Origin of the sequence: Maribacter sp. 4G9 (assembly GCF_002742265.1) — a bacterium.
Taxonomy (GTDB): Bacteria; Bacteroidota; Bacteroidia; order Flavobacteriales; family Flavobacteriaceae; genus Maribacter.
Genome location: NZ_MDGL01000194.1, coordinates 55142 through 67308 on the forward strand (window position 1 = coordinate 55142; position 12167 = coordinate 67308).

Genomic DNA, 12167 nt, shown 5'->3' on the forward strand with positions numbered 1-12167 from the left:
GATTTTATCAGCTAATTGACCTGTAAGGTCTTAAACATACGCTTTTCACCGTTTTTGTTAAAATGCAATAAAATCTCCTCTTTCTGCTGGCTGGGATAACCAAAATCAGTATAGATTGTGCATTTCAAAAGCAGGGGAACCGTTGATTTATCTGAAAGGTCCTCTAAGGATTGTGCGTTAAAAACCCATTTTCCAAGGACATCGCCAGCGAATTCAAATTCCTCTATCCTATAATTATCTTGGATTTCACTTCCTATTCTTTCGCCAAGATCGTTTGTAGTATGGCGCCATTTGAAAAATCTATTCTGAGGATTCACGAATTGAAGCTCGAACTCCGCTCCGGGGCGGTTCCATTCAAAAACCAGTCTCGCTTTGTATTTTATGTTTCCATGGAACTTAGAATCGACATTCGATATGTTCACTTTACCTGCGTGCCTGTATAGCAGGTTTTTTATTTCACGATTCAAGGTTTTTGAAATTCCTGAAGTGCTCAGGGAAGCATTTTTAGTACCTTTTTCCATGGCAATAAGTGCATCCAGTCCTTTTTGCGGACCACCGGATTCAACTAGCGCGAGTGCATTGTTCAAATGTGCGTTGACCTCATTGGGAACATTGGATAATAGCTGCTGGTTTACCTTAATTTCGGAATCATAATCGTTTACAGTGGCCAAAGCCATGGCTACCGTTCGTAACACTTCGATTGAATCTGGGTTCGACTCCAAAAGGTTCGAAATGATTCGGGAAGCAAGCTTTTTGTCCCTGTTCTGAAAGTATGAAAAAGCATCCAGATAGAAAGTGGGGTCTTCAGAATTATAGTTACGAAGTGTCAAGTAGGTATCATAGGCCTCTTCAATTGCAGTAGTAGAAGACAAGGCTTTTAAAATAGGTGAATCGTTTTCCCCGTTCCATTCCTCGCTTTCCTCATAAATATTGTTTTTGAGCCGGGCCCTATCTACTTTTTTATTACCTCCCGTATTTCCCGAAGTTCCTCCACCTGTCTTGGTGGTGATCAAAATCACCCCGTTTGCTCCCTCACTACCCCATTGATTGGTAGCTGCGAGTCCTTTTAGTACCGTTACATTTTTAATATTTCCTGGGTCAATCATACTAAAGTTTTCAATAGTTGATGATGTCGCTCCTGTAGTCATATTGGTTTCCGTACTACTTCTTTTCAATGGAATCCCATCTACGACTATCAAAGCATTTGAATCCATGTTAATGGAATTTCGCCCTCTAATCTCCGTTTTGGCCAAGCCCCCAGGAGCACCCGTATAACCCTGTCTGTCCACATTTACACCAGCTACTTTATTGCGAATAGCGTCGCCACCAGTAGTTTCTATGGCAGAGACATCATCATCGGATATCGTAGCCACTGCATAACCTAGTCTATTCCTATCATAACTTGCATAACCTGTATTGACCAGTTCCAAAGCTTCCTCCTGTCTTTTCTCCACTAAAATCACCTCATCCAATTCGACTATGTTCCCTTCTAAAAGAACAGTGGTATACGATATCCTTTCTACGGGAACCATTTTCATGGTACGGCTTTCTACATTGGTCACCAACAACGTATCGCCCACCTCGGCTTTGATGGAGAATACACCATTGGAATCGGTAAGGAAACTATCCGAAATTCCTTTCACCGCTATTTTGGTCCCAGGTGCAGGTTTGTTGTCAATAAATACCGTTCCTTTCAAAAGTCCTTGAGCCTGATTTTGGGAGGTTTTGGAAATACTGTCACTGTTATTTTTTTGGGATGAATTCGATATATCCATCAAAGTTGCCCGGTTGAGCAATGTAGTACGCTCCAAGAATGTTCTGTTTCCCTCTGGGCTACTGTTTATAACCTAACTATCATTGGGGAGGATCAAATTATCCCGTTCCAATAACTTTATACCATCTGTAAAGACATATACATTGGGATGTTTTATCATTTCCGTGAACTTTCCATAAAAGGTGGCCCCATCATAATCAGTGGCTATCAAATCACTTTTCAATTCATTCCAGTCACCATTGGATATCACATAGTCCTTTTGGGTTATATCAATGTTGAAATAAATAAGTTGTACCTTAACATTTCGATTTTCTTCAAAATAGTCGTCCAGTACCAAAAGGTCCTTTTCCAAATCCCGCTGGGCCATAGAAAGGGAATTGTCCCAACAAATGGTCAAATCACCATTAGTGGAAACTTGGGCGAAGCCTTTTAGGGAAAACAATATTGTTATCAATGCCAAAAGGTGCTTTATCATTATTATCAGTTTAAAATTTATAAATCCTTATGCTTCCCAAAACACTTATTCCATTTTAAAAAGAATATTTGAATCATGCAATATCTCAAACAAGCTGAGTGGATACTTCACCATGCCCTAAAAGTTGAATTTGGACAGCTTGTTCCATTAAAAATAAGGATTTTTTTAAGTTTGAAAATAAACTATTCCTGAGGTCGCATCAAAGCATTAGCAAATTGCTGGTCGCTTACCTCCAGAATCATATTTTTTTATAGCATTCTATGGAAAACAAAATACAAATCAAAAATGGTTTTTCTACTAGTGATCACCTCTTTGAATTGAACTATTAAAATTATCATTCCTCATTATTATGACCTACTAAAACCTCATCTGGATGCAATCCGAGAAGCAATACTCAAGGAGAACAGTTCCTGGTTCACGTCCCTTGTCGACAATTTAAACACCTTTGTTTCCATACGCTAGGAGGCGCTACCGTAATTATGGTATACCGTCGCCTTCATATAGGTAGGAGTCAGGCTCTTGTTGCCCAGATAGTTCAGGTTCACCCTCCAGGTGCCGGGCAACGAATCATCTATCAAATATTCCGTAACTGAGTAGCCTACCTTCTTTTCGTCCCTTATGCGATCGGCATCGTCCTTAAGACTATGTTGCCACTTGAAATATTGGTTCTCAGGGTTCACGAACTGAAGGTCGAACTCCGCTTCGCTATCAGCCCATTCAAAGACCAACCGCGTTCCCTTGAAATCGTCATCCAGGGCATACTTCCTTAAGTTTTTCTTGGACATCAAATCTCCGCCCTTAAGGGCGATGAGGTTGTTGAGCTCCCTGTCCATAAGACCCATAAATTCTCCACGCTCGTCGCTTATGAAGCCATTCTCAAGAAGATATGCATAGCGCGTGTGCAGACCTACCGACTTTTGGTAGTCCCCGACCCGCCTGTAGCTATTAGCAAGATCTAGGTAGGACTGGGCATAATGGGGCCTTAGGATGAAAACCTCCTTGTACAACTCATTGGCCTTCCCATATTCCTCGAAACTATCATAGACATAGGCTAGGGATTTTAGTGCCATGGGATTATCGTTGAAACGACCAAAATTCTCCCGGATTAAGGCTTCCGCAAAGTTTCCGTTACCACGTTCCGTGAAGAATCGGTAACTATCCACCAAAAAATAGTACGACCCGGAATATTTGGACAGGTAGTTCCCAAAAACCGTTTCCGCTGCATCATCCGTCGTACTGGCATGGAGTTCCTTAAGGTATTCCGGTGCGTTTTTCATAAGACTCTGCTGGCTAACCGCTCCGTTGTCATAGAAGTTGTTGCGCAGCCTGGCCTGGTCTACTAGGGTTTTGGGATACTGTGTCCCGGAGACCGTGTTAATGACCACCACCCCGCCTGAGGCAAGTCCGCCATATTTTGTGGCCGTGGCGAAATTGTTGAGGATTGCTAGCCTTTTTATGTTGTTCACGTCCACCCAAATTGGGGTGTTGGTGAAAATTTGCCCATCTATATCATAGATTGCCGCCGCATCAAATGATATAGATCCCACACCCCGAATTATAATGTTCCCTCCATTAAAACAGTCTCCATCTACAAGTACGCTAGGAAATTCATTTCTAACAACATCCAAAATACAGATCCCAATGGGCATGATATCCTCTTCATTAAGCATCATGACACGCCCTGGGGCCCTATCCGCGTCCAGGATTCCATAAGCTGTCTTAATCAAGCGTTTGTTCGTAGCATATTCCTTTTGTAGGTCTTCTTGTGATTTCCGACTGCTTTTTGTGACGGTAACCTCCTCCAACTGTTCTATTTTGGGATACATGGTTATGTTCAGAATTCGCGTTACGTCCTCGACCATAATTTCAACAGGTTCCATGCCCGTGTAAGAAAAAGTTAATGTTTCACCCGAAACCGCCTGTATACTGTACTTACCTTCATTATCCGTGTAAACCGAGTTTTTACTAGCAGATGTGGTTATGGCAACGTTTGCCATTTGAGCGGAATTATCTTTTACAATTCCCTTAATAATTTTAGAATCGACTTGTTGCGTAAAAGACATCAATGGAATAAGGCAGAAAAAAAGAAGCAATTTTTTCATAACGTATTGATTTAGTGAATAAAAGTTACTTAATAAATCAATAAGCCTAGAGAAAAAGTTTAACAATTAACAGTAGTAATCCCAATATTAATAGTATTACTATCAAATCAAACAATATTCTACCTTTTATATATGTTGTCCTTTGAAAACAGTAATGTAGCATCAATTTCCCTGATGCCCTTTCACCCTGGGAATCAATAACAATTCGGTTTGCCTACCATTCACATACCTGAACCCTTTTTCACCATAAAAGCCAGCTTCCTCCAACATGATACGAATATCCCGGTTCCATTCTGGAATCGTAATAGTAGTATTCAATTCAATCGCATATACGGTATTGGGGTTTAAGGCATAATTTTCACCATCGTCCTTCATAACTCCTCCTTGACTATCCCACATTCCTATGGTCGTACCGGCAGAATGTCCGTACATTCCTAAGGGATGGGTATAAATAGAAGGCCTTAATCCGGCCGCCTTTGCTTCGGCAAGCGATTTCGCAAGGATTTCATTTCCGGTTCTCCCGGCAATCATATTTTGGGTCAGGAAATCCTGAACCCTATTGCCATCCTTCAATCCATTGACCAAAAAATCGGGAGCCCGTTTCTCTTCCGGTTTTAGTACATAAGCCAATTCCTGACAATCCGTATTTAACCGTAAATAGGTGATTCCAAAGTCACAGTGTAATAAATCCCCTGGAAGGATGACCATCTCGTCCGGCTTACTTGAAAACGAATAAAATTCAGAATTTTTACCTGTGTTATTGCTCCTTTGCACATCCACCGTAGGATGAAACCATGTTTCCAAACCTAAATCCGTAACCTTTTGGCGCATCCACCAGACAACATCGGAGGTCGTAGTTATGCCCGGAGTGATTACCTTTTCCGAAAAGGCTTCCGCAATGATATCGTGGGTAATATCCACCAACTGATTGTAAATGACCATTTCACGTTCAGTTCTAGTCTCTATCCACCGTACGGCCAATTGTTCCGCGGATACTACTTTTGAATGAAACTTCTTTGGCAAGTTGGCCATAAAGGCATCATAATCGGTTTTATCGAGTCCGTCCGCAATGTTATGGTCCTTAGAATAGTTGAGCCCAATTTGCTTCGGGTTTCTTTCCAATATCAATTCCATCAATCGTTTCCATTGGTCCGGTTGTTTTTCCTTTTCCCAAGCCGATTCAATATTCTTTCCCACATTGTAACGGGCAACTGCCAGTTTTTCTATCGTATTCTTTGCCTTGTCCCTATAAAACAATAAAATGGTTCTTCTTCTGGCATTAAGCCAAGTAGCCGGCAACATGGTACGAAGTACGGGGTCTTCATTATATTCCCTTGAGATGACCACCCACATATCAATGTTGGCATCGTCCATAAGCTTGGGCAAAAGATTATTAAATCGCTCATCCAACAATTCGTCGATTACGGTGGCCCTTTCTTTTTCGGATAAAATGTGTTGTGCATTGATAGTTGTACAAAAAGTCAACACTAGAAGGAACAGAATGCTTCTCATAAAAATTTGATTATTGATTATTAATTGCTTTATGAAGGGTCAATTCTCTTTGAATCTTACCATTCTTGGTTCTTATAAAAGTAGGAAGATACAGGATATCTTTAGGTCGCTCAAAAGGCTCAAGCGAATTAATTTCATGTAGATTGGGTACATGCCATTTGGACAGGGAATTGGATTCTATAATCAAAACCAATTTTTGTCCTAGGCGTTCATCGGGTATTCCCGCAATAATGAACGGATTTTCCAGAAAATCGCTTAATTTCTCTTCTATGGATTCCGGGAACAGCTTTACGCCGCCCGAATTTATGACATTGTCGTGTCTTCCCAGCCAAATAAATGCCGAATCAGACAATAACGTTACCCTATCATTGGTCACTATGCTTTCCGAAGCTATTCCAGGCGCTTTTACCACCAAGCATTCCCTTTCGTCCAATGAAAAATAAACATTTGGCAAAGCCCGAAAAGGTTGATCGGACTCTTCCGTTATTTCCTTGATGGCCACATGGGTAATCGTCTCCGTCATGCCATAGGTCTCAAAACTCTTTGTTCGCTTTTGGGCCAAGATGCTTCCTGTTTCCTTGGATAGTGCTGCACCCCCTATAATCAAGGTATCGATTCGCTCAATGTCGTCTAACGAGGCTTGGACCTGCATGGGTACCATTGCACAGAAACGGAACGTTTTGGGTGTATGGATTTGTTCCAAGGGTGTGGTACTTGGTTGGGCTATATACATATCCAACCCCAATACAAACGCACGGACTAGCATCATTTTACCGGCAATATAATCACAGGGTAAGCATAGTAAACACGTTTCACCAGGTTTCAAATTGAAATAGACGCCCGTAGCCAAAGCACTATTTCGCATATGTTTCTTTAAAAGGGGGATTTTTTTTGGATTTCCCGTAGAACCTGAAGTCTGTACCTTGATTTGGTCATCTGGCGATAACCAATCCAATATAAACCGACCGATACTTTCCTTAAAAGGTACCCCTTCCTTCAAAAAACTTTGGGCAAGATCCGATAGTCCATCTTTTGAAACAAGCTTTCCGTTGATTTTAAAATTAGGATGTACCATGATATCTGGCATGGGGAATTAGCTATTTTCTTGGGACAGAAATTCCTCCTTGGTCAAAACCCTACCTGTCAATCGTTCCTTCCAATTGGTCCATTTGTATTTTTTTGAGAAAAACCAGAGCAACAATGGAAATACTACCAATACAGGGACCAATACATCCCATCCCAATACCGGATCAGAAATATCCCGATAGACGGAATCTGTCTGAAAGGCCGTCCAATCCGCCGTTACCAATAAAGCTGCGGTAAGGTTATTGGCAGCATGAAAACCCAAGGCCAATTCCAAACCTTCGTCCATAAGAGTAAGAATACCAAGGAAAAAACCTGTGCCTATGTAGAAAACTAGAATACCATATCCAAGTTTTTCGACCTCTGGATTCAAAATATGCAACATACCAAAAAGCAGGGAGGTAAAAACAAGGGGAAACCATCTATTCTTTGTCAGTATACCAAGCCCTTGCATCATATAGCCCCTCATAAAATATTCTTCCATACTGGTTTGTATCGGAATGAAAATAATTGAAATGACAGTCAATATTAAAAACGGAACCAAATTGAAATTTAAGGCATAGTCCTCCGGTGCCAACAAAATGTCCAGAAATAACAAGACCATGGATATGAAGGCCCAAAGACCAAAAGAGTAAAGAATTCGGTTCCAATCAATTTTTCTTCGCGAAGTTGTTAACGTCCGGACCGATTGTTTATGAACGAACGTGACATACAAAAGCAGACAAGCCAAACCTATAGCAAAAGTGAGCAACATGAGGAAAAGAAAGGTATTGGAGCCCAAGGCTTCGGACATACTTCCTATATCACCCGTCGCTAAGGTACCTGTGGCACCGGACATGATTAAGGCTATTATCAAAGGTATCCCCCCAAAAAACTGCCATGCCCCAAAGACAACGAACACCCCAAGAATGAACCTCCAACTATCACTTAACCCTTTATATGCTTGTTCTATATACATAAACTTTCTATTAAATTATTTTCCCAACTATGTTGCCTGTTATAATATAACCCACCCTTTTTTACCTCTAAAGGACTTTCAAAATTATTGGTGAACAACGCTCCTGTTCCCAATCCTTGTGGCATGTTATTCTGCAAAGTGGACGTCCATTGGGCAATGGCGTTCAAACCAATATTGCTTTCCAAGGCACTGGTTATCCACCATCCGATACCACTTTTTTCGGCCAAATCGATCCATTCCTTACTTCCCTCAAATCCACCTACTAAACTAGGTTTTAAAATGATGTATTGGGGGGCAATAACGCGCAAGAGTTCCCTTTTTTTTGATTTATGGATCACTCCTATCAATTCCTCGTCCAAGGCAATGGGCAAGGGTGTTTTTTCACATAAATCCTTCATAGCTTGCCAATTACCCTGTTTAATAGGTTGTTCTATGGAATGCAGCTGAAATTGTGCGAGTTCTACCATTTGTTGGAGAGCCTGATTCGGTGTAAATGCCCCATTGGCATCGACCCTAAGTTCTATTTGATCTGAGGAAAAGTCCTTGCGTATCAACTCCAACAAACGTAATTCCTCATTAAAATCTATGGCCCCGATCTTCATTTTAATACAAGAAAAACCTTGTTCCAATTTTTCGGCGATTTGGTCTTTAATGTATTCCGCGTCGCCCATCCAAATAAGGCCATTGATCGGAATTGGTTTGTTTTCAAGAAGAAAGGAGGTTTGAAAAAGTTCGAACGGGTTTTCATTTTCCAATGATATATACGCTTGCTCCAATCCAAATTGGATGCTGGGGTAATTCATCAATTCTCTCAACAGAACGGATTTGCCCCTCTGGATATTATCCTCGACCCATCTGCATTTTTCCTCATAATGCGGTACATCATCATAACTAAGCCCCCTAAAAAGTCCGCACTCCCCTATTCCCAGCTTTCCCTCATTTTCCAAAATAACGAACCAGGTCTCCTTGATCCTCAAAACACCTCGTGAAGTGCCACTAGGTCTTTTAAAATTTAGAATATACTTTTTGAAACTTGCTTTCATCTTAATCCCTGGATCGTTTTGTTCAACACAAAATCCTTTTCCAGATTTAAGTTGAATCCTTCAAATTTAGTTATATTTTGACATTCAATAAAGTCACTATGGACAACATAAAAGATAAGGTCATTTGGGTTACCGGGGCTTCCTCGGGAATTGGGGAAGCACTTTCCTACAAACTAAATGGGCTTGGGGCCAAACTTATACTATCAGCCCGTAGGGAAACCGAATTGGAACGGGTCAAAAATAATTGTTCGTTTCCCAATAAGGTGGCCGTTCTTCCTTTGGATCTTGCCAACTTTACCGAGTTGGAAGACATGCCCAAAAAGGCACTTTCCCTTTACGGTAATATCGATATTCTCGTCAATAATGGCGGAGTTAGTCAACGTTCTTTAATAAAGGACACCTCCTTTAAAGTATATCAAGAATTAATAAACATTAATTATCTGGGCACCATACAGTTGACCAAATGTATGCTCCCATATTTCATCGATGCCAAATCCGGACATTTTGTTACCGTAACCAGTTTAATGGGAAAATTTTCCTCACCCTACCGATCGGGTTATTGCGGGGCGAAACATGCCCTGCACGGATTTTTTGATTCATTGCGGATGGAGCATGAAAAGGATCGTATCTATGTGACAATGGTCTGCCCGGGATTTGTTCAGACCAACGTTTCCAAAAACGCCCTGATAGGAGACGGAAGTAGTTCCAATACCGATGATACGGCCACAAAAAATGGTATTGCCCCAGAAGACTGTGCCCAACAAATAATTGAAGGCATAAAAAGAAAAAAATTCGAGGTCTATATTGGAGGAAAGGAAAAATACGGGGTTTACTTAAAACGTTTTTTTCCTAAACTATTACATAAATTGGTTTTGAGAAGTAACGTTAGATGAACTTATTTGAAATGGAACCAAAATCGCACCCCTTCCGCGGTTCTATCTATATTGAGTGTAGTTTGTAATTGATTTGCCAAGCGATTCATCAAGCGTATGCCCATAGAAGAATTCGCCCGTTCATCAGAATCCTCTGGAAGCCCCACCCCATTGTCCGTATATTCAAAAAACCCTTCTTGTCCCTGGGTTTTTCTAAGGTGTATGTAGATCTTGCCATTCTCCTCATCATGGGGAAAGGCATATTTAAAGGAATTGGATACCAATTCGTTCAAAATAAGTCCAAAGGGAATCGCGCGGTCAATGTCCAGCTCAACACCTTCGGCATCTATGGTAATGTTAATGTTATGACCTCCCTTTTTATAGACCGATTGTACGCTATTGATCAAACTTTCAATATAGCCCTGCATTTCTATTACGGACAAGTCCTCATTCTGATATAGTTTTTGATGGATCAAAGCCATGGCCTTCACCCTGCTCTTTCCTTCTTCCAAAGCCATAATGGCCGCCTTGCTTTTGGTATTCTTCGTTTGAAGGCTCAAAAGACTGGATACCATCTGAAGATTGTTCTTAACCCTATGATGGATCTCCTTTAATAGGGAATCCTTTTCAATCAAGGAATTTTCTATAAAATGCTTTTGTTCCGCAATCAGTCTTTGGTTTTTGATACTTTTCAAATACGCATATACCAGACCAGAGAAACCAAGTAGTGTAAAAATCAAAGAAATAAAGACCAGGTTTATGCGCTCATCCTTTTCTAAAATTTCATTTCTAGATTTTTCCAAGTCCGCCTTCTGGGCCTCCATCATTTTTCTGGAATTCTCCAGATCCTGTTTGAGTACGGATTCCAACTGCTGACTCTTTATGTTGGTGTCATTGTCCTCTAAGGAGTCCCTAATTCTATTATTTTGTTTAAGGTACTCATTGGCACTTTTAAAGTCGCCGGTTCTATCGTAATAGGAAGCGTACAATCTGTTCCTTTTAAGGATGTTCTTAATCTTTACAGGGGCTAGGTCATTACTTAAATAATCCGTAGCCTTTTCATAATTGTTTAGCTGCAGGTAGCACTCCGCTATCTCCAAGGTGTTTTCCACCAATTCTGGAGAAACTTTTCCAGTATTGTACTTTTTCATCAATTCAATACTTTCTTCCAAAAAAGGTATTGCTTTTTGATATTCCTTTAATTGCACATGGCACTTACCAATATTTCCAAGAATTACACCTTTTAAATGATTGCCTTCGTTTATTTGATTTGCGGTCTTGGAATTTAGTATATCACTAAAATAGACATCAATAAGCGCGTTGGCCTTTTTAAAATAACTCAATGCCGTGGGTGTGGATTTATCCAACCTAAGGTAGTTTCCAATATTATTGTTGTAAACGGCTTGGGCATAAAAATCACCATCCTCAATATTTTTCTTTTCCTCGGTCATATAGTCTTCCATAGCCTTCCTATGCTGACCTAGATTGGAATAAATATCATAAAAGGATACGTTTTCAGCTAAACCCAGTTCTCTTTTATACCTACGGATTTCTATCTGCTTGTCGAATAACTCTAACTTGGAATAGTCATCGTCCATGATATTGAGAATCAAAGACTTCATTTCCAAAGGAAATTCCTCCATATCACCATAAAGGTCTTTGGCTATTGCCAAACTCTTCTCATAATCCCCTAAATCATAATAGATTTGCGATTGGATCAAACGATATTCGGATACCGAGGTACTATCGCTTGCTTTTTGCGAGCTGTTTAAATATACGTTAACGGTGTCCAACCAATCATACGCGGAATTTTGATTGTACCTGTTTGAGGTATCGAAGAAAAAGTCGACACGACTTTCGGAATCAGACAGTTCTTTAAACTGTTGGAAATAATTTTCGCTTTGTGATGGTACATCTTGTGCTTTAACTTCCGAAGAAGCTAACAAAAAACAAAAAAAACCAATAAATAGTACCAAAAAGCCTTTTTTCATATCATGCTCAAAACAAGGTCACGGACATAATTTAGTATCTTGGATCAACAATACTAACAAATCGACTGTAAAAATTGTATTATCCCAAGTCAACTATGCCATTACTCCAACAATTCAAGTATTTAAAATGGATATTCACGATATTTAGGTTCCGCTAAGGATAGATTCAAAATATCCCAAAAGCTTACCTTCATCAAATTCAATTCATATCACTTGTACCAATGATATTGAACAATATCCTGTTTTACAAAAATATTATTTAGAGAGCCAGCTTTGGACTTAATGTTGTATAAAGCCAATTTTTTGTTGTGAAGTAACCATTAATCGAAAAACACGTCATTTCAACTGGTTTTTAAA

At 40.1% G+C, this 12167-nt stretch carries 9 protein-coding genes; 1 reads left to right on the forward strand and 8 read right to left on the reverse strand.

What is annotated here, in order from left to right:
- Positions 1-11 precede the first annotated feature (11 nt).
- From BFP75_RS20865 to BFP75_RS20895, 7 genes are all read right to left on the reverse strand, one after another.
- Complete coding sequence (locus BFP75_RS20865) at positions 12-1775, reverse strand: TonB-dependent receptor plug domain-containing protein (RefSeq protein WP_099547251.1); 1764 nt, start codon at positions 1773-1775, stop codon at positions 12-14.
- A gap of 72 nt (positions 1776-1847) precedes the next feature.
- Positions 1848-2249, reverse strand: coding sequence for a hypothetical protein (locus tag BFP75_RS20870; RefSeq protein ID WP_099547252.1), 402 nt, complete (start codon positions 2247-2249; stop codon positions 1848-1850).
- A gap of 458 nt (positions 2250-2707) precedes the next feature.
- Positions 2708-4351 carry a carboxypeptidase-like regulatory domain-containing protein gene (locus BFP75_RS20875; RefSeq protein WP_099547253.1) on the reverse strand — a complete coding sequence of 548 codons (1644 nt, stop codon included), beginning with the start codon at positions 4349-4351 and terminating at the stop codon, positions 2708-2710.
- Between the two features lie 162 nt (positions 4352-4513).
- Complete coding sequence (locus BFP75_RS20880; protein ID WP_099547254.1) at positions 4514-5863, reverse strand: M24 family metallopeptidase; 1350 nt, start codon at positions 5861-5863, stop codon at positions 4514-4516.
- Positions 5864-5873: 10 nt separating this feature from the next.
- Positions 5874-6950 (reverse strand): AMP-binding protein, encoded by a 1077-nt coding sequence (locus BFP75_RS20885; protein WP_099547255.1) that lies wholly within the window; start codon positions 6948-6950, stop codon positions 5874-5876.
- A gap of 6 nt (positions 6951-6956) precedes the next feature.
- Entirely contained in the window at positions 6957-7904 is a 948-nt protein-coding gene (locus tag BFP75_RS20890; RefSeq protein WP_099547256.1) for a CPBP family intramembrane glutamic endopeptidase, read from the reverse strand.
- Positions 7895-8947: an o-succinylbenzoate synthase gene (locus BFP75_RS20895; protein ID WP_099547257.1), complete on the reverse strand. Its 1053-nt coding sequence runs from the start codon at positions 8945-8947 to the stop codon at positions 7895-7897. The genes BFP75_RS20890 and BFP75_RS20895 overlap by 10 nt, the downstream gene beginning before the upstream one ends.
- Positions 8948-9045: 98 nt before the next feature.
- Here BFP75_RS20895 and BFP75_RS20900 point away from each other — a divergent pair, with 98 nt between their 5' ends.
- Positions 9046-9840, forward strand: a complete 795-nt coding sequence (locus tag BFP75_RS20900; RefSeq protein WP_099547258.1) for an SDR family oxidoreductase — start codon at positions 9046-9048, stop codon at positions 9838-9840.
- A gap of 2 nt (positions 9841-9842) precedes the next feature.
- On the opposite strand, the gene BFP75_RS20905 is transcribed toward BFP75_RS20900, so the two are convergent.
- The gene (locus BFP75_RS20905; RefSeq protein ID WP_099547259.1) at positions 9843-11810 is read right to left on the reverse strand and encodes a sensor histidine kinase; all 1968 of its coding nucleotides are present in this window, start codon (positions 11808-11810) and stop codon (positions 9843-9845) included.
- Between the last annotated feature and the right edge of the window lie 357 nt (positions 11811-12167).

Coding starts and splice junctions, on each gene's coding strand:
- BFP75_RS20865 (WP_099547251.1), bottom strand. CDS start 1,775: ATGGATATATCGAATTCATCCCAAAAAAATAACAGTGACAGTATTTCC.
- BFP75_RS20870 (WP_099547252.1), bottom strand. CDS start 2,249: ATGATAAAGCACCTTTTGGCATTGATAACAATATTGTTTTCCCTAAAA.
- BFP75_RS20875 (WP_099547253.1), bottom strand. CDS start 4,351: ATGAAAAAATTGCTTCTTTTTTTCTGCCTTATTCCATTGATGTCTTTT.
- BFP75_RS20880 (WP_099547254.1), bottom strand. CDS start 5,863: ATGAGAAGCATTCTGTTCCTTCTAGTGTTGACTTTTTGTACAACTATC.
- BFP75_RS20885 (WP_099547255.1), bottom strand. CDS start 6,950: ATGCCAGATATCATGGTACATCCTAATTTTAAAATCAACGGAAAGCTT.
- BFP75_RS20890 (WP_099547256.1), bottom strand. CDS start 7,904: ATGTATATAGAACAAGCATATAAAGGGTTAAGTGATAGTTGGAGGTTC.
- BFP75_RS20895 (WP_099547257.1), bottom strand. CDS start 8,947: ATGAAAGCAAGTTTCAAAAAGTATATTCTAAATTTTAAAAGACCTAGT.
- BFP75_RS20900 (WP_099547258.1), top strand. CDS start 9,046: ATGGACAACATAAAAGATAAGGTCATTTGGGTTACCGGGGCTTCCTCG.
- BFP75_RS20905 (WP_099547259.1), bottom strand. CDS start 11,810: ATGAAAAAAGGCTTTTTGGTACTATTTATTGGTTTTTTTTGTTTTTTG.